General features: G+C 66.2%; 17 protein-coding genes. 10 read left to right on the top strand and 7 right to left on the bottom strand.

The features are described from left to right. Positions 1–24 precede the first annotated feature (24 nt). Together I4484_RS09910 and I4484_RS09915 are read right to left on the bottom strand one after the other, a co-directional pair. On the bottom strand, positions 25–1728 hold the full coding sequence (locus tag I4484_RS09910) for an AMP-binding protein (protein ID WP_197450773.1): 1704 nt from the start codon (positions 1726–1728) through the stop codon (positions 25–27). Between the two features lie 117 nt (positions 1729–1845). Beyond that, on the bottom strand, positions 1846–2289 hold the full coding sequence (locus I4484_RS09915; protein ID WP_197450774.1) for a MerR family DNA-binding transcriptional regulator: 444 nt from the start codon (positions 2287–2289) through the stop codon (positions 1846–1848). Positions 2290–2514: 225 nt separating this feature from the next. Here I4484_RS09915 and I4484_RS09920 point away from each other — a divergent pair, with 225 nt between their 5' ends. From I4484_RS09920 to I4484_RS09945, 6 genes are all read left to right on the top strand, one after another. Beyond that, positions 2515–3681, top strand: a complete 1167-nt coding sequence (locus tag I4484_RS09920) for an acyl-CoA dehydrogenase family protein (protein ID WP_197450775.1) — start codon at positions 2515–2517, stop codon at positions 3679–3681. 35 nt (positions 3682–3716) lie between these two features. Continuing rightward, complete coding sequence (locus tag I4484_RS09925) at positions 3717–4859, top strand: enoyl-CoA hydratase/isomerase family protein (RefSeq protein WP_197450776.1); 1143 nt, start codon at positions 3717–3719, stop codon at positions 4857–4859. Between the two features lie 53 nt (positions 4860–4912). Next, positions 4913–5815 (top strand): 3-hydroxyisobutyrate dehydrogenase, encoded by a 903-nt coding sequence (gene mmsB / locus I4484_RS09930; RefSeq protein WP_197450777.1) that lies wholly within the window; start codon positions 4913–4915, stop codon positions 5813–5815. 66 nt (positions 5816–5881) lie between these two features. Continuing rightward, positions 5882–7285, top strand: coding sequence for an MATE family efflux transporter (locus tag I4484_RS09935; RefSeq protein ID WP_234283498.1), 1404 nt, complete (start codon positions 5882–5884; stop codon positions 7283–7285). A gap of 85 nt (positions 7286–7370) precedes the next feature. Next, positions 7371–8552, top strand: coding sequence for an acyl-CoA dehydrogenase (locus tag I4484_RS09940; RefSeq protein WP_197450778.1), 1182 nt, complete (start codon positions 7371–7373; stop codon positions 8550–8552). A 173-nt stretch (positions 8553–8725) separates the two neighbouring features. Beyond that, positions 8726–9931 carry a CaiB/BaiF CoA-transferase family protein gene (locus I4484_RS09945; protein ID WP_197450779.1) on the top strand — a complete coding sequence of 402 codons (1206 nt, stop codon included), beginning with the start codon at positions 8726–8728 and terminating at the stop codon, positions 9929–9931. Between the two features lie 69 nt (positions 9932–10000). Here I4484_RS09945 and I4484_RS09950 read toward each other — a convergent pair whose 3' ends face one another. Then, positions 10001–10834 (bottom strand): pyruvate, water dikinase regulatory protein, encoded by an 834-nt coding sequence (locus I4484_RS09950; RefSeq protein WP_197450780.1) that lies wholly within the window; start codon positions 10832–10834, stop codon positions 10001–10003. Positions 10835–11129: 295 nt separating this feature from the next. Here I4484_RS09950 and ppsA point away from each other — a divergent pair, with 295 nt between their 5' ends. Beyond that, the gene (gene ppsA / locus I4484_RS09955; protein WP_197450781.1) at positions 11130–13502 is read left to right on the top strand and encodes a phosphoenolpyruvate synthase; all 2373 of its coding nucleotides are present in this window, start codon (positions 11130–11132) and stop codon (positions 13500–13502) included. Between the two features lie 105 nt (positions 13503–13607). Beyond that, positions 13608–15437 carry a gamma-glutamyltransferase gene (ggt, locus tag I4484_RS09960; protein WP_197450782.1) on the top strand — a complete coding sequence of 610 codons (1830 nt, stop codon included), beginning with the start codon at positions 13608–13610 and terminating at the stop codon, positions 15435–15437. Positions 15438–15455: 18 nt separating this feature from the next. Here ggt and I4484_RS09965 read toward each other — a convergent pair whose 3' ends face one another. From I4484_RS09965 to acnB, 4 genes are all read right to left on the bottom strand, one after another. Continuing rightward, positions 15456–17327 carry a glycerophosphodiester phosphodiesterase family protein gene (locus I4484_RS09965; protein WP_197450783.1) on the bottom strand — a complete coding sequence of 624 codons (1872 nt, stop codon included), beginning with the start codon at positions 17325–17327 and terminating at the stop codon, positions 15456–15458. Positions 17328–17415: 88 nt separating this feature from the next. Continuing rightward, positions 17416–17904: a ribonuclease E activity regulator RraA gene (gene rraA / locus I4484_RS09970; RefSeq protein ID WP_197450784.1), complete on the bottom strand. Its 489-nt coding sequence runs from the start codon at positions 17902–17904 to the stop codon at positions 17416–17418. 124 nt (positions 17905–18028) lie between these two features. Further along, entirely contained in the window at positions 18029–18637 is a 609-nt protein-coding gene (locus I4484_RS09975) for a porin family protein (RefSeq protein ID WP_197450785.1), read from the bottom strand. 335 nt (positions 18638–18972) lie between these two features. Then, a complete protein-coding gene (gene acnB, locus I4484_RS09980; RefSeq protein WP_197450786.1) occupies positions 18973–21576 on the bottom strand; it encodes a bifunctional aconitate hydratase 2/2-methylisocitrate dehydratase in 2604 nt (867 codons plus the stop codon). A gap of 252 nt (positions 21577–21828) precedes the next feature. Between acnB and I4484_RS09985 the strand changes: the two genes are divergently transcribed. Continuing rightward, positions 21829–22281, top strand: coding sequence for a DUF1289 domain-containing protein (locus I4484_RS09985; RefSeq protein ID WP_197450787.1), 453 nt, complete (start codon positions 21829–21831; stop codon positions 22279–22281). 29 nt (positions 22282–22310) lie between these two features. Next, complete coding sequence (locus tag I4484_RS09990) at positions 22311–22946, top strand: tRNA-(ms[2]io[6]A)-hydroxylase (RefSeq protein ID WP_197450788.1); 636 nt, start codon at positions 22311–22313, stop codon at positions 22944–22946. Positions 22947–22952 lie beyond the last annotated feature (6 nt).

The following is a 22952-nucleotide window of genomic DNA, read 5'->3' on the forward strand; positions in this document are numbered from 1 at the left end:
TCAAGGCGTCGCCTGGTCAGCGGTTCAGGCCAGGCCCAGCTCGTGGGTGGCTTCCTCACGCATCTTGAATTTCTGGATCTTGCCGGTGACGGTCATCGGGAACTCGTCGACGAACTTCACGTAGCGCGGGATCTTGTAGTGGGCGATCTTGCCCTTGCAGAATTCCTTGAGCTCGTCGGCGGTGAGCTTCTGGCCATCACCGAGCTTGACCCAGGCCATGACCTCCTCGCCGTACTTCTCGTCGGGCACGCCGATCACCTGCACATCGGAGATGGCCGGGTGGGTGTAGAGGAAATCCTCGATCTCGCGTGGATAGATGTTCTCACCGCCGCGGATGATCATGTCCTTGATGCGGCCGACGATGGCCACATAGCCTTCCTCGTCCATGGTGGCGAGATCGCCGGTATGCATCCAGCCGGCGCTATCGATGGATTTGGCGGTGGCCTCCTCGTTGTTCCAGTAGCCGAGCATCACGCTGTAACCTCGGGTGCACAGCTCGCCGGTCTCGCCGCGGGGCACTACCGCGCCGGTTTCGGGGCTGACCAGCTTGACCTCGAGATGGGGGTGGATGGTGCCCACCGTGGTCACGCGTTTGTCCAGCGGGGCGTCGGTCTGGGTCTGGAAGCTGACCGGGCTGGTTTCGGTCATCCCGTAGCAGATGGTCACGTCCTCCATGTGCATCTTGTCGATGACCTTGCGCATCACCTCGATGGGGCAGATCGAGCCCGCCATGATGCCGGTGCGCAGGGTGGAGAGGTCGTACTGGGCGAAGTCGGGGTGTTCCAGCTCGGCGATGAACATGGTCGGCACGCCGTAGAGCGCCGTGGCCTTCTCGTCGGACACCGCCTTGAGGGTGGCCTCCGGGTCGAAGCCGTCGCCCGGATAGATCATGGTGGCACCGTGGGTCATGCAGCCCAGGTTGCCCATCACCATGCCGAAGCAGTGGTAGAGCGGTACCGGGATCACCAGGCGGTCCTTCTCGGAGAAGCCCATGGTGCGGGCGACGAAGAAGCCGTTGTTGAGGATGTTGTGGTGGGAGAGGGTGGCGCCCTTGGGCGCCCCGGTGGTGCCCGAGGTGTACTGGATGTTGATCGGCTCGTCGAACTGCAGCGTGGCCTGGACGTCGGCCAGGTGTTCTTCCGAGACCTCGTCGGCATGGGCCAGCATGCTCTGCCAGCTGAACATGCCGGTCAGGGCGCGGTCGGCGTCGAGGCAGACCACGCGCTTGAGCTCGGGCAGCTTGGCGCAGGAGAAGGTGGAGGGGGCGCCGTCGCGCAGCTCCGGGGCCAGCTCCGCCAGCGTGGCCACGTAGTCGGAAGTCTTGAACTTGCCCTGCAGAATCAGGGTGGAAGTGCCGGACTGCTTGAGCGCGTAGTCGAGCTCATGGGTGCGGTAGCTGGGGTTGATGTTGACCAGGATGGCGCCGATCTTCGCCGTGGCGAACTGGGTGATGGTCCACTCGGCGCAGTTGGGCGACCAGATGCCCACCCGATCGCCTTTCTTCACGCCCAGCGCGAGCATGGCCCGGGCGGCCTGGTCGACCGCCTGCTGCAGCTCCTTCCAGGTGTAGCGCAGCCCCTGGTGCAGGCTGAGCAGGGCCTCGCCATCGGGAAAGCGTGCCACGGTCGCGTCGAAGCAGTCGCCGATGGTTTCGCCCTTGAGAGGCGTATCGCTGATGCCGCTGACGTAACTGTTCGGGACGCGTTCTTGCAGTGCTTGGCGTGTCATCGTATTACCCGTCTTGTTGTGCAGTTGGCTGCGGTAGTCGATTGCCGATGGGCGCCGTGGCCGGGCGCCCATCCGTTGAACGGCGTGTCGGGACGTCAGGTTGCGGCGGCCCAAGCCCTACGCCTGGCCGAGGCGCTCGAGTACCTCGCGGGCGCGCATTTCCACGTCATCGAGTTCGCGTTGCATCAGGCGAATGTCCTCCAACTGACGCTCCATGTTGTTGCGCTTGTCGGCGAGGATCTCCAGCAGGCGCTTGAGCTGTCGAGCGTTGCCATCGGGCATGGCGTCGTACATCTCGATGACCTCGCGGATCTCGGCCAGCGAGAAACCCAGGCGCTTGCCGCGCAGGGTCAGCTTGAGGCGAACGCGGTCCTTCTCGTGGTAGATGCGGGTCTGGCCGCGACGCTCCGGTGCGAGCAGGCCCTCCTGCTCATAGAAGCGGATGGTGCGCGGCGTCACCTCGAACATCCGGGCCAGTTCGCCTATCAAATAGGTACGGCGCTGCCGGGGCAGGCTGCTGCCGTTGGCCGGGGGGGTGACTTCCGCTTTGGATATGCTCATGTCATTCGCTTCCTATGAGTTGGGCGGGGCCCTCAGGCGGTGTCCCTCCACTTATCGCAACACTAGACGACGTTAACGTTAACGTAAAGTGGTTGTCGACCAAGGGAGGTATGCGATAAAACCTAGCAAGTGCTAGGTTGGTTGGCGATGAGGTGCGGCCTCGACGACCCTGCCAGCCGGTTTCTGCTGGACGAACGGACCGCCAAACTTCTTGAGGACAGCGCAATGGATTTCTCCCTAACCGACGATCAGAAGGCGCTGGTGCAGGCCGCCGCGGATTTTTCGCGGGCGGAACTGGCCGAGCACGCCGCCGAATGGGACGCCACCTCCCACTTCCCGGTCGATGTCATCCGCCGGGCGGGCGAAGCGGGACTGCTCGGCATCTATATTCCCGAAGAGCGCGGCGGCCTGGGGCTGTCGCGTCTCGATGCCTCGCTGATCTTCGAGCAGCTCTCCCAGGGCTGCATCTCGACGACCGCCTATCTTACCATCCACAACATGGTGGCCTGGATGGTGGCCAGCTGGGGCAGCGAGGCGCTGCGCGAAAGCTGGGTGGAGCGGCTGATCAGCGGCGAGTGCCTGGGCTGCTACTGTCTGACCGAGCCGGGTTCCGGTTCGGATGCTGCCAGCCTGCGGACCAAGGCCGTGCGCGAGGGCGACGAGTATGTCATCAGTGGCTCCAAGATGTTCATCTCCGGCGCCGGGGCCAACGACGTGCTGGTGGTCATGGCGCGCACCGGTGCGCCCGACAGCGGTGCCGGAGGCGTGTCGGCGATCCTGGTGCCGGCGGATGCCGCGGGGATCGAGTACGGCAAGAACGAAGAGAAGATGGGGTGGAAGAGCCAGCCCACGCGGCTGATCAGCTTCGACGGCGTACGCGTGCCGGTGGGCAATCGGCTGGGCGAGGAGGGTGAAGGCTTCAAGCTGGCGATGAAGGGGCTTGACGGCGGCCGGCTGAATATCGCCAGCTGTTCGCTGGGCGCCGCTCAGCATGCGCTGACCCTGTCGCGCAACTACCTGCAGGAGCGCAAGCAGTTCGGCCGTGAGCTGGCGCAATTCCAGGCGCTGCAGTTCAAGCTGGCCGACATGGCGACAGAGCTGGCGGCGGCCCGGCTGATGGTGCGCCATGCCGCCTGGCGACTCGACCAGGGCGACCCGGAAGCCACGGCCTATTGCGCCATGGCCAAGCGTTTCGCCACCGACATGGGCTTCAACGTCTGCAACGAGGCGCTGCAGCTGCATGGCGGTTATGGTTACCTGAGGGAGTTTCCCCTGGAGCGCATGGTGCGCGACACCCGCGTGCACCAGATCCTCGAGGGCACCAACGAGATCATGCGTGTGATCGTGGCTCGCCGCCTGCTGGCGGACGGCGTGATCGAAGCGTTGCAATGAGCATTAGCGGCTATGAGCATAAGGAGAAAGCAGGCATGACGGAGCTAGCGGTCATCTTCGATGAGCTGCCGACCCGCGACGGCGGGCGGATCGGTGTCGCCACCCTCAACTCGCCCAAGTCGCTCAACGCCCTGTCGCTGGAGATGGCGCGACAGCTCGACGCCAAGCTCGCGGCCTGGGCGGTGGACCGCAGTATCGTCGCGGTGTGGCTGGAGGGGGCCGGTGAAAAGGCGTTCTGCGCCGGCGGCGACGTGGTGGCGCTGTACCGTTCGATGACCGAGGCGGGCGACGATCCCGGCGCCGGGCGCGACAGCCTCTTTGCCGAGACCTACTTCACCACGGAATATCGCCTCGATTACCGCATTCATACCTATCCCAAGCCGATCCTGGTATGGGGCGACGGCATCGTCATGGGCGGCGGCCTGGGCCTGATGGCCGGGGCGTCGCGGCGCCTGGTGACGGAGACCACGCTGATCGCCATGCCCGAGATCACCATCGGCCTTTATCCGGACATCGGCGCCAGCTGGTTCCTCAACCGCATGCCGCCGGGCGTTGGCGCCTACCTGGGCATCACCGGGGGCCAGCTCAATGCCCGCGATGCGCTCGACCTGGGGCTGGCGGACCACTTCGTGCCGCGCGAGCGGCGTGAGGCCCTGCTGGAAGCCCTGGGTGAGACCGATTACGGCACGCGCAGCCCCCGCGAGCTGCAGGCCGGGGTGCAGCGGGTTCTCGACGAGCTCGAGGCGCGCGACCGGGCTCCTGCGCCGCAGGTGGCGCCGCTGCTCGATCATCTTCAGGCGCTGGTCGGACAGGTCGATGCCGTCGCCGCGGTCGAGCGTATCCTCGAGGATCGCCGTGACGACGCCTGGCTCGTTGCCAATCGCAAGCGGCTGGCGGCCGGTAGCCCACTGAGCGCGCACCTGGTCTGGCGCATGCTCGAACGGCACCGTCACTCCAGCCTGGCCGATGCCTTCCGCGAGGAGCTGAACCTCTCGGTGCAGTGCTGCCGACGGGGCGATATCGCCGAGGGGGTCAGGGCGTTGCTGATCGACAAGGACAAGAGCCCGAAGTGGCAGCACGAAAGCGTCGCCCGCGTTCCCGAGGCGGACCTCCAGGCACTGCTGGCGCCGCTGTGGAGCGAGGAGGAGCATCCGCTTCGCGACCTCGGTCGCGAGTGACTCCTTGGACCCAACCGCATTCTCTTTCATAACGACAATCAGGAGCAGCTCGCATGAAAATCGCCTTTATCGGCCTGGGCAACATGGGTGCCCCGATGGCCCTCAATCTGGTCAAGGCCGGCCATGAGGTCAGCGTCTTCGACCTGGTCGATGCCGCCATGCGGCGCCTCGAAGAGGCCGGAGCCCGGGCCGGTGCCAGTGCCGAGGACGCGACCCGCGGGGCCGAGGTGGTCATCTCGATGCTGCCGGCCGGCCAGCACGTTCGGCGCCTCTACATCGGTCAGCCGGAGGCGCCGGGACTGTTCGGTGCGCTCGAAGGCAAGCCGCTGATCATCGACGCTTCCACCATTTCGCCGGAGGATGCACGCACTGTGGGCGAGGCTGCCGCCGAGCGCGGGCTGACCTACCTCGATGCCCCGGTCTCCGGCGGCGTGGGTGGCGCCCAGGCCGGCACCCTGACCTTCATCGTCGGTGGCAGCCAGGCCGGCTTCGAGCAGGCCAGGCCAGTGCTCGAGGGCATGGGCAAGAACATCTTCCACGCCGGTGAGATCGGCGCCGGGCAGGTGGCCAAGATCTGCAACAACATGCTGCTCGGCATCCTCATGAGCGGCACCGCCGAGGCCCTGGCCCTGGGGGTCAAGAACGGCCTCGACCCCGCCGTGCTCTCGGAGATCATGAAGCAGAGCAGCGGCGGCAACTGGGCGCTCAACGTCTACAACCCCTGGCCCGGGGTGATGGAGGGTTCCGCCGCCTCGCGCGACTACCAAGGCGGCTTCCTCACCGACCTGATGGCCAAGGATCTCGGGCTGGCGTGGGAGCTGGCGCTGGGCTGCAAGGCCACGGTGCCGATGGGCTCCCAGGCGCGCAACCTGTTTGCGCTGCACGCGGCCCAGGGCAACGGCGGGCTGGACTTTTCCAGTATTCAGAAGCTTTACCGCTCGGGCGAGGAGAGCTGAGCCCCCTTTTGGCAGCTTGGCGAGAAACGGGCACAATCTTGTGCCCGTTTCTCGTTTCGAGGTCCCATGCCGACGTCCCCCTCCACGGCTGACGGTGGCTCGCGACGCCCCATGCGGCGTGAGCTGCTCGAAGGTCCCATTGCCCTGACCCTGCTGCGCAAGTGCCTACCCGTCGTGGGCGGCATGATCGCCATGATGAGCTTCAACCTGGTCGATACCTGGTTCATCGCGCGGCTGGGGCCGCAGCCACTGGCGGCGGTGTCGTTCACGTTTCCCGTCGTATTCGCGGTGATCAGCCTGGCCATCGGCCTGGGCATCGGCACCTCGGCAGTGGTGGCGCGGCTATTGGGGCGGGGCGATCACGACACGGTGCGGCGAAGGGCGACGGATGCCGCGCTGCTGGCGCTGGCGGTCGGCGTGCTGCTGAGCGTGCTGGGCCTGGCCACCCTCGAGCCGCTGTTCCGCCTGCTGGGGGCCGACGCCGCCCTGATGCCGCACATCCGCGACTACATGGGCGTCTGGTACCTGGGGGCGGCCGCGGTGATCGTGCCGCGGGTGCTCAACAGCGTGCTGCGCGCCCAGGGCAACACCCTGATCCCCGGGCTGATGATGGCACTGGCCGCGCTGCTCAACGGACTGCTCGACTGGCTGCTGATCTTCGGCGTGGGGCCGCTGCCGGCGCTGGGCGTACAGGGCGCAGCCCTGGCCACGGTGCTGAGCTGGAGCGCCATGACCGCGGCGCTGTTCTGGCAGCGCGAGCTACGCGAGTGTCTCGACCTGCGCCATCTCACGCCGAGCGGGTTGATGGCGTCGTGGCGGGAGCTGGGCCGTATTGCCGTGCCGGCGGCGATCACCAGCGTCTTCACACCGCTGGCCCTGGCGCTGGTCACCCGCATCGTCGCCGGGCATGGCCACCATGCGGTGGCGGGCTATGGCGTGGGCACGCGTATCGAGGCCATCGCACAGATCGGCGTGCTGGCGCTGTCGATGACCCTGCCGCCGCTGGTCAGTCAGAACGCCGGGGCTGGGCAGCACGAGCGTGTGCGGCGGGCCATCTTCGGCTGCTTCGCCTTCGTGCTGGCGTGGCAGCTCGGCGTCTGGCTGCTGCTGCAGCTACTGGCCCCCTGGCTGATGGTCAGCTATGCCACGGGCGACGAGATGGCCGAGGTACTGCGCAGCTTCCTGTGGTGGGTGCCGCTGGGCCTGGGCGCCCAGGGCGTGGTCATTCTGGCGGTATCGTCCTTCAACGCGCTGCATGAGCCGGCCCGCGCCATGCGGCTCTCGGTGATCCGGCTGTTCCTGCTGACCGTGCCGCTGGCCTGGCTGGGGGGAGTGCTGGCCAGCACCCGGGGCATCTTCGTCGGCCTGTTCCTGGCCAACGCACTGGTGGGGATGGTGGCGTGGCGCGCGCTTCGCCGGCGGCTCGATGCCATGCGCGCGGAGGCACCAGCTCACGCTCACGATGGGTGAGAAAAAAGCGCGACAGGGGGTTGGCATTACGATTCCTGTGGTCTACATTTGCTTAAAATGTAGAAATTATTAGAGGAGAGTCACCATGAGCCAAATCACCCCCGTTACCTGGGAAGACCCGTTCCGCCTGATCGACCAGCTCGACGAAGACGAGCGCATGGTCCTGCAGACCGCCCACGACTACTGCCAGGACAAGCTGATGCCGCGGGTGCTCGAAGCCAACCGCCACGAGCGCTTCGACCGCGAGATCATGAACGAGATGGGCGAGCTGGGCCTGCTCGGCGCCACCATCGACGGCTACGGCTGCGCCGGCATGAACTACGTCAGCTACGGCCTGATCGCCCGCGAGGTGGAGCGCGTCGATTCCGGCTATCGCAGTGCCATGAGCGTGCAGTCGAGCCTGGTGATGTATCCCATCCATGCCTTCGGCAGCGACGCCCAGCGCGATAAGTACCTGCCCAAGCTGGCCAGCGGCGAGTGGGTGGGGGCTTTCGGCCTCACCGAGCCCGACCATGGTTCCGATCCGGGCAACATGTCCACCCGCGCCGTGCGTACCGACAGCGGCTGGCGCCTCAATGGCACCAAGACCTGGATCACCAACTCGCCCATCGCCGACGTGTTCGTGGTCTGGGCGCGGGACGAGGAGGGCGTGGTCAACGGCTTCATCCTCGAGAAGGGGATGAAGGGGCTCTCGGCGCCCAAGATCGAGGGCAAGTTCAGCCTGCGCGCCTCCGTCACCGGGCAGATCGCCATGCAGGACGTAGAGGTCTCCGACGAGCAGCGCCTGCCGGGCGTGACCGGGCTCAAGGGACCGTTCTCGTGCTTGAACCGCGCGCGCTACGGCATCGCCTGGGGCAGCATGGGTGCCGCCGAGGCGTGCTGGCATGCCGCCCGCCAGTACACCCTGGATCGCAAGCAGTTCGGCCGCCCGCTGGCCGCCAACCAGCTGATCCAGAAGAAGCTCGCCGACATGCAGACCGAGATTGCCCTGGGCCTGCAGGCCGCACTGCGAGTGGGCCGGATGATCGACGCCGGCCAGCTGGTGCCGGAGGCGATCTCGCTGATCAAGCGCAACAACTGCGGCAAGGCGCTCGACATCGCCCGGGTGGCCCGCGACATGCACGGCGGCAACGGCATTGCCGACGAATACCATGTGATTCGGCACGTGATGAACCTCGAGGCGGTCAATACCTACGAGGGCACTCACGACGTTCACGCGCTGATTCTCGGTCGCGCTCAGACAGGCATCCAAGCCTTCGCCAACTGATTCACCGAGATCCAAACGCTACCTCTAACGAGGAGCGACGGGGCAAGCCGAAGAAGAGGGTCCGATGCCATGGATGGCGTCGGTAGCGTACAGGGATGTATTCACAGCGCCTCTTCGAAGGTCCGACACTTCGGGGCTTGCCCACCGCAGCGACGAGTGTGGAAGGAGTCAAGATGAGTCGACCGCTGGAAGGCATCACGGTACTCGACATGTCGCGAGTGCTGGCCGGCCCCTGGGCCGGCCAGCTGCTCGCCGACCTCGGGGCGCGGGTGATCAAGATCGAGCATCCCGAGCGCGGTGACGACACTCGCGGCTGGGGGCCGCCATGGCTGGCCGCCGAGGATGAGGTCGAGCGCGTGGCGGCCTACTTCCTCTGCGCCAACCGTGGTAAGCAGTCGCTGGCCGTCGATATCGCATGCGACAGGGGGCAGGCGCTGGTTCGCCGGCTCGCGACGGGCGCCGACATCGTGCTGGAGAACTTCAAGGTCGGCGGCTTGGCCAAGTACGACCTCGACTACGCCAGCCTCAAGGCCCTCAACCCGCGCCTGATCGGTTGCTCCATCACCGGCTTCGGCCAGGACGGCCCCTATGCCCACCGCGCCGGCTACGACTTCATGATCCAGGCCATGGGCGGGCTGATGAGCATCGGCGGCGAGCCCGACGGCATGCCGATGAAGACCGGCGTGGCGATCACCGACGTGATGACGGGGCTCTACGCCACCATCGGCGTGCTGGCGGCACTGCACGAGCGCGAGCGCACCGGGCAGGGGCAGCACGTGGACGTGGCGCTGCTCGACGTGCAGGTGGCGGCGCTCGCCAACCAGGCGCTCAACGCCCTGGTCAGCGGCGTTTCGCCCGAGCGCCACGGCAATGCCCACCCCAACATCGTGCCTTACCAGGCCTTCGCCTGCGCCGACGGCCACCTGGTGCTGACCGTGGGCAACGACGGGCAGTTCTCGCGTCTGGCCGAACTGCTGGGCCACCCCGAATGGGCCACCGATACCGCCTACGCCACCAATGCCGCCCGGGTGGGCAGCCGCGAGGTGCTGGTGCCGCTGATCCAGTCGATCCTGCTGACCCGCGGACGTGACGAATGGCTGGCCGAACTGGAGGCGCGGGGCATTCCCGCCGGGCCGATCAACACCATCAGCGAGGTGTTCGACGACCCCCAGGTGAAACACCGCGGCTTGCGGCGGTCGCTCAGGCGCGGCGACCTCGAGGTACCCCAGGTGGCCTGTCCGCTGCGCTTCGACAGCGAGCCCGCCGTCAGCGAGGTGGCGCCGCCCCGGCTGGGCCAGGACAGTGACGCGATTCTCGCCGAAATGGGCCTGACCGCCGACGACATCGACCGCCTGCGGCGTGAGGGGATCGTCAACTGAGGTCTTCGGGCCGAGCGGGAAGTCGGCGGCCGGGCACGAGCCCGGCCGCCTTCGTTTAGGCGACGGGTGTCAGCGCGGCGAGAAGCGTCGCGTCAGTCCCGTCTCGGCGATCATGCGGGTGGAGATCTCCTCGATCGAGAAGCGCGTGGTGTCGATGTAGGGGATGTGCATCTGGCGGTAGAGCCCTTCGGCCTGTTCCACTTCCTGAACGCACTGGTCCAGCGAGCTGTAGCGGCTGTTGGGCCGTCGTTCATGGCGGATGGCGGCCAGCCGGCGCGGGTCGATGGTCAACCCGAACAGCTTGTGACGATACTGGGCGAGGGCGCGGGGCAGCTTGAGGGTTCCGTCCTCGTCGAGGTCGTCCTCGGTGAGCGGATAGTTGGCGGCGCGGATGCCGAATTGCAGGGCGAGGTAGAGCGAGGTGGGCGTCTTGCCGCAGCGCGACACCCCGACCAGAATCACGTCGGCCTGGTTGTATTGGTGGGTGCGGGCGCCGTCGTCGTTGTCCAGGGCGAAATGGACCGAGTGAATACGATCCATGTAGACCTCGTCCTGGCCGATGGAGTGGGTGCGGCCCACGGTATAGCTCGAATGGGTGCCAAGCTCCTTTTCCAGCGGCTTCAGGAAGGTCGAGAAAATGTCGATCTTGAAGCCGGGGGCACTGCGGATCACCTCGCGGATGGTCTCGTCGACGATGGTATCGATGATGATCGGCTCCTCACCGTCACGCACGGCGGTATCCGTGATGATCTCGACCAGGGTGCGGGCCTTGTCGACGGTGTCGATATAGGGCTTGGTCAGCATGCGCAGCTCGACGTTTTCGAACTGTGCGAGCAGGCTGCGTCCCAGGCTCTCGGCGGTGATGCCGGTGCCGTCGGAAATGAAAAAGGCGGTACGGGACATGGCGTCGGCGGTATCCGTATAGGGTTCGATGGCACATTGTCAGGGCTCGTGGCGCCGTCGGCAAGGCGCGGTTCCGCGGCTCTCGGGTGCTCCCGACTACAGAAACCGCCCGAAACGGTCGATTGTTGTAAAAAACCTCCAGTGACTTCGATGTTAGACCAATGGCGAATATGGCCGCTTGCGTTTAAGGTGGGCAGCATTGCGTTTTTCGCCTGAGGCGGCCCTGCCCGAAGAGCTGCAAGCGCAAGCGGTGCAACGACGGTAGGGCCTCGGCAACGAAGATCAAGGGGGTTACGTGGAAGACTATATCCTGTGGTTCGATCAGCTCGGCATGGACGATGTGGAGCGGGTAGGCGGCAAGAACGCCTCGCTCGGCGAGATGATCTCCAACCTGTCGGGAGCCGGCGTCACCGTCCCTGGCGGCTTTGCCACCACCGCCCATGCCTATCGTGAGTTCCTCGCCCACGAAGGGCTCAACGAGCGGATCAACCAGGCCCTGGCGCGGCTCGACGTCGATGATGTCGGCGAGCTCGCCCGGGTCGGTGCCGAGATCCGCCAGTGGGTGATCGACACTCCGCTGCCGCCCACCTTCGAGACGCACCTGCGCAGCGCCTACGACAAACTGGCTAGCCAGCACCCCAACCTCAAGGTCGCGGTGCGCAGCTCAGCCACTGCCGAGGATTTGCCAGACGCGTCGTTTGCCGGGCAGCAGGAGACCTTCCTCAACATCGAGGGTTTCGACAACGTCAAGCGCGCCGTGCATGAGGTGTTCGCTTCACTGTTCAACGACCGCGCCATCTCCTATCGCGTGCATCGCGGCTATGCCCACGAGAACGTGGCGCTGTCGGCGGGCATCCAGAAGATGGTGCGCTCCGAGACCGGCGCCTCCGGCGTGATGTTCACCCTCGACACCGAGTCGGGCTATCGCGATGCGGTGTTCGTCACCGCTTCCTGGGGCCTGGGCGAAACGGTCGTTCAGGGCTCGGTCAATCCCGACGAGTTCTACGTGCACAAGTCGACCCTGGCGGCGGGGCGTCCGGCCGTGCTGCGCCGAAACCTCGGCTCCAAGCTGATCAAGATGGTCTACGGCAGCGATGCCAGCGCCGGCAAGTCGGTCTCCACCGTCGACGTGCCGCTCAAGGATCGCGCGCGCTTCTGTATCAGCGACGAACAGGTGATGGCGCTGGCGCGCCAGGCGGTGACCATCGAAGAGCACTACGGCCGGCCGATGGACATCGAATGGGCGCTCGACGGCGACGACGGTGAGCTCTACATCGTCCAGGCGCGTCCGGAAACCGTGGTCTCGCAGCAGGAAGGAGGCAAGCTGGAGCGCTTCCACCTCAAGGAGAAGGGGCGCACCCTGGTGAGCGGCCGCGCCATCGGCCAGCGCATCGGTCGTGGCGCGGTGAAGATCGTCTTCACGCCCGAGGAGATGGACAAGGTCAACGCCGGTGACGTGCTGGTCACCGACATGACCGATCCCGACTGGGAGCCGATCATGAAGCGCGCCTCGGCGATCGTCACCAACCGCGGCGGCCGGACGTGCCATGCGGCGATCATCGCCCGCGAGCTGGGCATTCCCGCCGTGGTCGGCTGTGGCGATGCCACCGAGATCCTCGAGGACGGTCGCGACGTCACCGTCTCCTGCGCCGAGGGCGACACCGGCCATGTCTACGAGGGGCTGCTCGACTACGACCGTCGCGTCACCAGCGTCGACTCGATGCCCGAGATCCCGTTCAAGATCATGATGAACGTAGGTAACCCCGACCGCGCCTTCAGCTTCGCCAGCCTGCCTCACGCCGGCGTCGGCCTGGCGCGCCTGGAGTTCATCATCAACCGCATGATCGGCGTGCATCCCAAGGCGCTGCTCGAGTACGACACGCTGCCGCTGGACTTGCAGCAGACCATCAACCTGCGCACCGCCGGCTATGCCAGCCCCGTGGACTTCTACGTCGACAAGCTGGTCGAGGGCATCTCGACCCTGGCGGCGGCGTTCCATCCGCAGCGGGTGATCGTGCGGCTCTCCGACTTCAAGTCGAACGAGTACGAGAACCTGATCGGCGGCAAGCTCTACGAGCCGGGCGAGGAGAACCCGATGCTCGGTTTCCGCGGCGCCTCGCGCTACATCTCCGATGCCTTTCGTCCCTGCTTCGAGCTCGAGTGCCGGGCGCTCAAGCGGGTGCGCGACGAGATGGGGTTCGACAACATCGAGATCATGGTGCCGTTCGTGCGCACGACCGACGAGGCGCGCGAAGTCGTGGAGCTGATGGCCGCCAACGGGCTCAAGCGCGGTGACAATGGGCTCAAGGTCATCATGATGTGCGAACTGCCGGCCAACGCGCTGCTGGCCGAGGAGTTCCTCGAACACTTCGACGGTTTCTCGATCGGCTCCAACGACCTGACCCAGTTGACGCTGGGCCTGGATCGCGACTCGGGCATCGTGGCCCATCTGTTCGACGAGCGTAACCCGGCGGTGAAGCGCCTGCTGGCCATGGCCATCCAGGCCTGCAAGGCCCAGGGCAAGTACGTCGGCATCTGCGGCCAGGGCCCATCCGACCACCCCGACCTGGCCAAGTGGCTCATGGAGCAGGGTATCGACTCCGTTTCGCTCAATCCCGATGCGGTACTCGAGACCTGGTTCATGCTGGCCGGGGAAACGCTCGCGTAGTTAAGTTCTCTTAAGTTACAAACTTGCCCGATTGATGACTCTCAATCGGGCTTTTTTTCGCCTATGCTGTACACCTCTTACATGGAGTTACCGAGGGGCCCGCTCATGGACTTCCGATCAGTTTCCTTTCGTCGATACTGGTTAGTTACCGTTGCTTCAGTGTGCGTGCTGGGCACGCCGCTGCTGGCAACTTCCGAGGTGGCCTTTCAATACGAAGCCCCGGCCATCGCGCCGGAGGCCGCGTCCGGCTACAACGAAAAACCTGGCTGGGCCACCGAGCGCTTTGCCGTGGCGGCAGCCAACCCGCTGGCCACCGACGCCGGCTATCAGGTACTCAAGGCGGGCGGTTCGGCCGTGGATGCCGCCATCGCCGTGCAGATGGTCCTGACCCTGGTGGAGCCGCAGTCGAGCGGCATCGGCGGCGGTGCCTTCCTGATGCACTACGATGGCAGCGAGGTAAAGGCCTACGACGGTCGCGAGACGGCCCCGCGTGCCGCCAGCGAGTCGCTGTTCCTCAACGGTGGGGGCGAGCCCCTGGAGTTCATGGAGGCGGCGGCCAGCGGTCTCTCGGTCGGCGTGCCGGGAACCGTGCGCATGCTCGAGATGGCCCACGAGAAGCACGGCAAGCTACCCTGGGCGGATCTCTTCGCCCCCGCCATCACTCTGGCCCAGGATGGTTTCGAGGTCAGCCCGCGCCTGCATGCCAGCCTGGCCGCCGAGGAGCGGCTGCGCGACGATCCGCTGGCCAGCGTCTTCTACTACACCGATGAGGGCGAGCCGCTGCCTGCGGGGCATCGCCTGCAGAACCTGGCCCTTGCCGAGGTGCTGCGCAAGATTGCCGAGAACGGCAGCAAGGCGCTGCATACCGGGCCGGTTGCCGAGGACCTGGTCCAGCGGGTACAGGGACATGACGGCCGGCCGGGGGCGATCAGCCTGGAGGACATGGCCACCTACGTGGCGAAGGCTCGTGACCCGCTGTGCACCGACTGGCAGGACTACCGCGTGTGTGGCTTCCCGCCGCCGTCCTCGGGCCACCTCACCATCATGCAGATCCTCGGTATCCTGGAGCAACTGCCGGCCCTCGACGAGCCACTGGAGGAGGGGCGGCCCGGTACCGAATGGCTGCACCGCTTCCTCGAGGCGTCGCGTCTGGCCTTTGCCGATCGTAACAAGTTCATTGCCGACCCGGATTTCGTCAATCCTCCCGGTGGCGACTGGAACAGCATGCTGGACGAGGAGTACCTGGCCGAGCGTGCCGAGCTGATCGGCGAGCAGAGCGTGGGAGTCGACGGCGCCGAACCGGGCAATCCCGGCGAGGTGGAAACGGCCTGGGCCGTTCAGCCCATCCAGCCCGAATACGGCACCAGCCATATCAGCATCGTCGACGAGGAGGGCAATGCGGTGGCCATGACCACCACCATCGAGGCGGCTTTCGGCTCCCGCATCATGGCCGATGGCGGCACCGGATTACCGGGCGGCTACCTGCTCAACAACGAGCTCACCGACTTCTCGTTCCGTCCCCTCGACAGCGATGGCTCGCCGATCGCCAACCGCGTCGAGGCCGGCAAGCGCCCGCGCTCAAGCATGAGCCCGACGCTGGTGTTCGACCGCGAGAGCAATGAGCTGATCGCCAGCCTGGGCTCGCCGGGCGGTGCGGCGATCATCCACTACACCGCCAAGGCACTGGTGGCGATGCTCGACTGGGGGCTGGATGCGCAGGAGGCGCTCGACCTGCCGCATGCCATCACCCTGGGCGGCCCGGCCTATCTCGAAGAGGGGCGTTATCCGGCCCACGTGATCGAAGCCCTCAACGAGCTCGGCCACGAGGCCAGTGAGCGCGAGCTGGTGAGCGGCCTGCAGGCGATCCAGCGCACCGAGGAGGGCTTCTTCGGCGGTGCCGATCCACGTCGTGAGGGCGTGGTGATGGGCGACTAGCCCGGGCGGGCGGCGCCGTCAACGCCGCAGCCAGTTGCGCAGTTTCACCAGCAGGATTGCCCCGTCGCTCAGTTCGCGGCGGTCGCGGATGAGTTCGGCGAGGCGATCCGGATGATCGGTGATGATGGCATCGACGCCCAGATCGATCATCTGCGACATGCGCGAGCGGTCGTTGACCGTCCAGGCGTGCACTTCGTAGCCCAGCTCCCGTGCCAGCCGGATCTCGTTGTCGGTGATGCGGTTGTGGCGTAGTCCCAGCGCATCGAAACTGCGGCGATCCAAGGTGCCCGGCATGACCAGTTGGGCCAGCAGGGTCACGCGCAGGTCCGGCTCGCGCTCCTTGAGCATCTCCAGTACGCCGGTCGACATCACCGCCAGCCTGGTCTCGCCGCTGACGTCCGGGCTGCCGCAGCGGGCGGCCTGAGCCGGCGTCACGTGGGCCAGGCATTCACGCCGCGCTTCGGTTTCCCGCTGCAGTGCATCGAGCACGGCCTCCACCAGGTCGGCTTCCCTTCCCGGGTCCGGCTTCATGTCGATCATCAGCGCGCTCTTGCCGCGCACTGCGGCAAAGGCTTCGTCGAGGGTCGGGATGCGTTCGCCGACGAAGGCATCGCCGAACCAGCTGCCGACGTCGAACTGACGCAGCTCCTCCAGGGGTGTTTCGTGCAGCAGGCGCGGGTCGCCGGTCAGGCGCTGCAGGCTGCTATCGTGGTAGAGCACGACCTCGCCGTCGGCGGTCAGGCGAACGTCGATCTCCACGTAGTGAGCACGGTCCGCGGTGGCCCGCTCGATGGCCGGTAGAGTGTTCTCGGGCGCGGCGACCGAGCTGCCACGATGGGCGATGATGGCGACGTCGTCGCGCAATTCGAAACTGTTGACGATCCACCAGGCCTGGGCCACGGCGAACAGGAGCACGGCCAGTTCGACGCCCCAGGCCAGGCGTCCCGGGTGCGCATCGGGGGGCGGTGGGGCGGGGCGGGGCTCACGGTGGGCCAGGCGCAGGTAGAGGCAGGCCGAGAGCAGTGCGTTCGCCGCGATGCCGACGAAGGTAATGGCCAGGGTCGCCAGCACGTAGCCGGTCACGTAGGCCAGCATGGCGGGGATCAGCACGGCGTTGCGTTCCGGCAGCCACCACAGCATCGGGGTGAAGACGTGGTCGAACAGCGCGCTGGCCAGTAAGGGCAGGGCAACGATGACCAGCAGGACCGAGATCACCACCAGGGCGACCTTGCCGCGGTGGCCACGGGTCAGCTCACGGCTGCGCTTGAGCGCGGCGGTGGCCGGGAGGTTCTCCAGCGTGGCCACCGGCAGCGCCAGGATCCAGCGCACGTAGAGCCACCCCGCGGTAAGGGCCCAGGCGAGGGTCAGCGGCGCCGCGGTGGCGAGGAAGTACCACAGGGCCGGCGGACGCATGCGCAGCACGTAGTAGGGGTCGAGTCCGCCGATGATCATCTCGTAGAGCCAGCCGAGCAGCAGGGCGACGGGAATCAGCAGCAGCAGATGCGTGCCTACCTGAAGCACGACCAGGCCGGCCAGCACGGGGAGCCGGCGCAGGGTCTGCCACAGCGCGATGAACGCCAGCTGATAGTGGTTGTCGCGACGCTTGACCGCCACCAGGATCATGCCGGCCTGCTGCAGGTAGAGCACCAGGAAGGTCAGGCCGATGGCCGCCAGGAGCCACAGAACCCCGCCCGGGCTGAGCAGCAGGTCGAGCAGCGCGGCATTAGTGACGACGGGACGATCGAAGCGCCGGAGCAGGCTGGTCAGTGACCAGGCCACGCCCGGCAGCAACAGGCTCGAGGCGAGCAGGGTGAAGAACAGATGGTACGCCACCAGCGGACGCAGGTGCTCTCGCAGGCTGCGCAGCACATCCACGCCTAGCGTCGTCATCGATGCGAGGGGTCAGGGTGCAGGTTCATGCCCTTAGCGTGGCACCGCGGCAGCCAGCTGGGCAAGTTCCGTTGCGATGACGATGGGCTCAGGTGTCGATGGGCAGGCGCTGGTGCGCCACCACGATGCCGTTATTGTCGGCGTACAACCACTGGCCAGGGCGCAGGGTCACGCCGGCGAAGGTGACGGCGACGTCGCGACTGCCCTCGCCGCGCTTCTCGCTCTTGCGCGGGTGGGCGCCGAGCGCCTGGACGCCCAGGTCGGTCTCGGCCAGCACGTCCACGTCGCGCACGCAGCCATACATGACGACGCCCGACCAGCCGTTGTTCGCCGCCTGCTCGGCCAGCATGTCGCCGAGCATGGCGCAGCGCTGGGAGCCGCCGGCATCGACCACCAGTACGGCGCCCTCGCCGGGTTCGCCGACGGCCTGCTTGACCAGGGAGTTGTCCTCGAAGCACTTGACGGTGCGAATCGGCCCGCAGAAGGCGTCCCGACCGCCAAAGTTGATGAAGATCGGATCGAGAACCTGTACGTCCGGATGGGCGTCGCAGATATCGGGCGTGATGATGGCACTCATTCGAAGGCTCCTTGCCTGGGCGGATGTTGCCCCCATGATGCCATGGCCTGCCTGGCACGGCCTTCGTCGATTCGTCTGAGGCCGGGCCGGCCCCGGGTGGGACCGGCTCGGCGAGGTGGAGCGGCTAGAAGCGCAGCCCCACCGAGGCGGTGAAGGTATCGATGGTGTAGTCGCTGTCGAAGTCGTAGCGCTCGTATTCGGCGCGGATCAGTACCGGGTTGAAGTTGAACTGGGCGCCGAGGCCGTAGACCGGATCGAAGCCGTCGTTGTCCTGCAGGTCGAGTTCGGCATCGCCCAGGTTGCCTTTCACATCGGTTTCCCAGCTGGCCGCACCGACCTTGGCATAGGGCGTGAACCAGCTCGTGACCGGCAGCTGGCCGATCAGGCTGGCGCCATAGGCGGTCGATTCCAGATCGGTGCTGGCGCCATCGGTTCCACGCAGGCGCACACGGCCAAGGTCGGCATAGAAAGCTTCGGCGGCCAGGTAGCGGTTGAACTGGTAACCGGCGAAGCCTTTCCAGACGTTGTCATCGTCGTCGAGATCGAAGTCGCTGCTGCCGCTCTCGATGAAGTTGTCCACCTCTTCGCGGTCGTTTTCCAGCGAGCTGAAACCGGTGCCCAGCCCCAGGTAGGCATACTGCTCATGGGGCTGGCCGGCCTGGGCCTGCGCGACGCTGGCCGTGAGCAGCGAGGCGGAGGCGAGCGCGATGGTAAGAAGCGTTCTGTTTGGCATGTTCTGTCTCCTTGAATCCCTTAGGCTTTGCCCGACGTCTCAAGCAAGTCCTTGCCTTAAATCCCTCTTTTTTCTATGCGCCTTGTCGCCGCCCAGAGCGGCGGAATCGGCGCACTCAGGCTCCTTAAACGTAGCCTTGGCGTTAACCGCGCTCAAGGCAGGGAGGGTAAAAAAACGTAGCGAGGCGTCGCCGGTCGACGACGGGAGATTAGTCAGTTCAGACACTTACAAAAAAAGCGCCCCATTCGGGGCGCTTCGATCATCGGCTCAGGTACCGGGTACCAACGATGTTGCGAGCATCGGAGTCGAACCTGAGGCTATCAGAACTCAGGATATCAGGCTTCCTGGGCGACCGGAATCACGTTGGAAGCGGCGTTCTGATACTCCTCGATCTCATGGAAGTTCATGTAACGATAGATCTCGCCGGCCATGGCGTCGAATTCGCCCATGTAACGCTGGTACTCCTCGACGCTCGGCAGGCGACCCTCCACCGCGGCCACGGCGGCAAGCTCGGCCGACGCCAGGTAGACATTGGCGCCGTCGCCCAGGCGGTTGGGGAAGTTGCGGGTGGAGGTGGAGACCACGGTGCTCTTGGCGGCAACGCGGGCCTGGTTACCCATGCACAGCGAGCAGCCGGGCATCTCCATGCGCGCGCCGGCGCGACCGTAGATGCCGTAGTAGCCCTCTTCGGTCAGCTGGTGCTGGTCCATCTTGGTCGGTGGGGCGAGCCACAGACGGGTCTTCAGGCTGCCGGCGGGCTGCTTTTCGAGCAGCTTGCCCGCGGCGCGGAAGTGGCCGATGTTGGTCATGCACGAGCCGATGAAGACCTCGTCGATCTTCTCGCCGGCGACCTCGGAAAGCAGGCGGGCGTCGTCCGGGTCGTTCGGCGCGCACAGTACCGGCTCCTTGAGTTCGGCCAGGTCGATCTCGATGACTTCCGCGTACTCGGCGTCCTTGTCCGCGCGCATCAGGCTCGGGTTGGCCAGCCACTCCTCCATCGCCAGGATGCGGCGCTCGATGGTACGACGGTCGCCGTAGCCGTTGGCGATCATCCACTTGAGCAGGGTGATGTTGGACTTCAGGTACTCGGCGACGCTCTCCTCACCCAGGGTGATGGTGCAGCCCGCGGCGGAGCGCTCGGCGGAGGCGTCGGAGAGTTCGAAGGCCTGCTCGACGGTGAGATCCTCGAGGCCCTCGATCTCCAGCACGCGGCCGGAGAAGGCGTTCTTCTTGCCCGACTTCTCGACGGTCAGCAGGCCCTGCTTGATGGCGTAGTAGGGGATGGCGTGGACCAGGTCGCGCAGGGTGACGCCGGGCTGACGCTTGCCCTTGAAGCGCACCAGCACCGATTCCGGCATGTCCAGCGGCATCACCCCGGTGGCGGCGGCGAAGGCGACCAGGCCCGAGCCGGCCGGGAACGAGATGCCCAGCGGGAAGCGGGTGTGCGAGTCGCCGCCGGTGCCCACGGTGTCGGGCAGCAGCATGCGGTTCAGCCAGCTGTGGATGATGCCGTCGCCCGGGCGCAGCGAGACGCCGCCGCGGTTCATGATGAAGTCGGGCAGGGTGTGGTGGGTCTCCACGTCGACCGGCTTCGGATAGGCGGCGGTGTGGCAGAACGACTGCATCACCAGGTCGGCCTGGAAGCCCAGGCAGGCGAGGTCCTTGAGCTCGTCACGGGTCATCGGGCCGGTGGTGTCCTGGGAGCCCACGGTGGTCATCTTCGGCTCGCAGTACATGCCCGGGCGTACGCCCTCCATGCCGCAGGCCTTGCCGACCATCTTCTGGGCCAGGGTGAAGCCCTTGCCGGTGTCCTTGGGCTGCTCGGGCAGGCGGAACACGTCGGACTGGGGCAGGCCCAGCGATTCGCGCGCCTTGCCGGTCAGGCCGCGGCCGATGATCAGCGGGATGCGGCCGCCGGCGCGCACCTCGTCGAGGATCACCTGGGTCTTGAGTTCGAAGGTGGTGAGCACCTCGTCGGTGCCGTGCTTGCACACCTTGCCCTCATAGGGATAGACGTCGATGACGTCGCCCATCTCGAGCTTGGAGACATCCATCTCGACCGGCAGGGCGCCGGCGTCTTCCATGGTGTTGAAGAAGATCGGGGCGATCTTGCCGCCGAAGCAGAAGCCGCCGGCGCGCTTGTTGGGCACGTTGGGGATGTCGTCGCCGAAGAACCACAGCACCGAGTTGGTGGCGGACTTGCGCGAAGAGCCGGTGCCGACCACGTCGCCGACGTAGGCGACCGGGAAGCCCTTGGCCTTCACTGCCTCGATCTGCTTGAGCGGGCCGGTGGTGCCGGGGACTTCCGGCTCGATGCCGTCGCGCTCGTTCTTGAGCATGGCGTTGGCGTGCAGCGGGATGTCGGGGCGCGACCAGGCGTCGGGCGCGGGGGAGAGGTCGTCGGTGTTGGTCTCGCCCGGCACCTTGAATACGGTGAGGGTGATCTTCTCGGCCAGCGCCGGCTTGGACAGGAACCACTCGGCGTCGGCCCAGGACTGCAGCACGTCCTTGGCCACGGCGTTGCCCGCCTTGGCGCGCTCTTCCACGTCGTGGAAGGCATCGAACATCAGCAGGGTGTGCTTGAGCTGCTCGCCGGCCTCCTTGGCGAGTTCGCTGTCGTCCAGCAGCTCGACCAGGGTGGCGATGTTGTAGCCGCCTTGCATGGTCCCCAGCAGCTTGACGGCGTGCACCTTGTCGACCAGCGGCGACTGGGCCTCGCCCTTGGCGACGGCGGTGAGGAAGCCGGCCTTGACGTAGGCGGCCTCGTCGACGCCGGGGGGCACGCGATTGGTCAGCAGGTCGAGGACGAACTCTTCTTCGCCAGCGGGCGGATTCTTCAGCAGTTCGACCAGCGCGGCGGCCTGTTCGGCATTCAGGGGCTTCGGCGGGACGCCCTCGGCGGCGCGTTCTTCGACATGTTGGCGATAGGCTTCAAGCACGTTGGGGCCCTCATCTGGTGTGTTGCCCAGGGCGGCTCGGTACGGCGACGAACATCGGCGAAATGGCCGCCCTGGCAGGAAAACAACCGTAGTCACTGGGTGGCGCGATTCTACGGGAAACTGTCGACAATGTTAAGTTGGGCCGCCGCGGCGAAGCCTAGACTTTGGTCGTCGCGCTGTTTGCTTAACTACAGCGTGCCAGGCAGGGCAGGGCGCGTTACCATTGGCCGAACGACCAACGGGGAGAGTGGGATGTGCGCACGTATCGCCTCACCCTGCGTGGGGCTCTGTTCGACCACGTTGGGCGACCCGGTGTGCCGGGGCTGCCAGCGAACGGAAGATGAGATCTGCGCATGGATGGCGCTTTCCGCCGAGCAGCGGAACCGCCGCATCGCGCAACTGGACGCCTTGCGCGAGCGGGTTGCCGCGCGGTTCCTGCGTGTCACTGACGAAGCCTGCCTCGAAGCGCAACTGCGCCGTCACCGTATCCGCTTCCGTCCGGAGCAGCCGCCGCTGTCGCGTGCGGTGGAGTTGCTGCGGGTCGGGCGCGACCGCATCCACGAGCTGCCTCGCTATGGCCTGGTTCCGCTGGGCAGTGCCGCCGCGCTCAGCGCCGCCGACCTGCATGCACGGCTCAGCGAGCAGCTGCGGGTGGAGGCTGACGAACGCCGGCGCGCCGACCGGGTGCCGCTCCCCCGCCATTGACCGCACGAGCAGAATACCGAGCCTGAATCATGCCTGAGACCATCGAAGCGCCCCTCCACGACGTCGAGCTGCCAGCGGGGCTGCTCGCCTTCCTTGCCTGCCCCACGCCTGACACCTGGGTCGAGTGGGCGCTGGACAATCCCGAATTGCTGTTGATCGACCACGCCCAGTGCGAGAAAAAGGCCGCCTCGACCGCCATGAGCCTGCTCTATCGCTACGTCGACCAGCCGCTGCTGCTGACCAAGATGTCGCAGCTGGCCCGCGAGGAACTGCTGCACTTCGAGCAGGTGGTGAAGCTGATGGCGGCGCGGGGCATCGAGTACCGGCACCTCAGCGCGTCGCGCTATGCCGAAGCGCTACGTCGGCACGTCCGCTCTCAAGAACCCGGGAGGCTTGTCGATATTCTCATCATAGGGGCCTTCATCGAGGCGAGAAGCTGTGAGCGTTTCGCCAGGCTGATCCCGCACCTGGACGCCGAGCTGGCCCGGTTCTATCGCTCGCTGGTGAAGTCGGAAGGCCGACACTACGAAGACTACCTCCTGCTGGCGCGGTATCTTTCGTCGGATGCCATTGACAAGCGGGTGGATTTCTTTGCCGAATGCGAAGCACAACTAATAGTCACGCCGGACACGGCGTTTCGTTTCCATAGTGGCGTGCCGGCCTGATGCCGC

It is taken from the genome of Halomonas sp. SS10-MC5 (assembly GCF_015992245.1).
GTDB classification, from domain to species: Bacteria; Pseudomonadota; Gammaproteobacteria; order Pseudomonadales; family Halomonadaceae; genus Halomonas; species Halomonas sulfidoxydans.

Coding starts and splice junctions, on each gene's coding strand:
- I4484_RS09910 (WP_197450773.1), bottom strand. CDS start 1,728: ATGACACGCCAAGCACTGCAAGAACGCGTCCCGAACAGTTACGTCAGC.
- I4484_RS09915 (WP_197450774.1), bottom strand. CDS start 2,289: ATGAGCATATCCAAAGCGGAAGTCACCCCCCCGGCCAACGGCAGCAGC.
- I4484_RS09920 (WP_197450775.1), top strand. CDS start 2,515: ATGGATTTCTCCCTAACCGACGATCAGAAGGCGCTGGTGCAGGCCGCC.
- I4484_RS09925 (WP_197450776.1), top strand. CDS start 3,717: ATGACGGAGCTAGCGGTCATCTTCGATGAGCTGCCGACCCGCGACGGC.
- mmsB (WP_197450777.1), top strand. CDS start 4,913: ATGAAAATCGCCTTTATCGGCCTGGGCAACATGGGTGCCCCGATGGCC.
- I4484_RS09935 (WP_234283498.1), top strand. CDS start 5,882: ATGCCGACGTCCCCCTCCACGGCTGACGGTGGCTCGCGACGCCCCATG.
- I4484_RS09940 (WP_197450778.1), top strand. CDS start 7,371: ATGAGCCAAATCACCCCCGTTACCTGGGAAGACCCGTTCCGCCTGATC.
- I4484_RS09945 (WP_197450779.1), top strand. CDS start 8,726: ATGAGTCGACCGCTGGAAGGCATCACGGTACTCGACATGTCGCGAGTG.
- I4484_RS09950 (WP_197450780.1), bottom strand. CDS start 10,834: ATGTCCCGTACCGCCTTTTTCATTTCCGACGGCACCGGCATCACCGCC.
- ggt (WP_197450782.1), top strand. CDS start 13,608: ATGGACTTCCGATCAGTTTCCTTTCGTCGATACTGGTTAGTTACCGTT.
- I4484_RS09965 (WP_197450783.1), bottom strand. CDS start 17,327: ATGACGACGCTAGGCGTGGATGTGCTGCGCAGCCTGCGAGAGCACCTG.
- rraA (WP_197450784.1), bottom strand. CDS start 17,904: ATGAGTGCCATCATCACGCCCGATATCTGCGACGCCCATCCGGACGTA.
- I4484_RS09975 (WP_197450785.1), bottom strand. CDS start 18,637: ATGCCAAACAGAACGCTTCTTACCATCGCGCTCGCCTCCGCCTCGCTG.
- I4484_RS09985 (WP_197450787.1), top strand. CDS start 21,829: ATGTGCGCACGTATCGCCTCACCCTGCGTGGGGCTCTGTTCGACCACG.
- I4484_RS09990 (WP_197450788.1), top strand. CDS start 22,311: ATGCCTGAGACCATCGAAGCGCCCCTCCACGACGTCGAGCTGCCAGCG.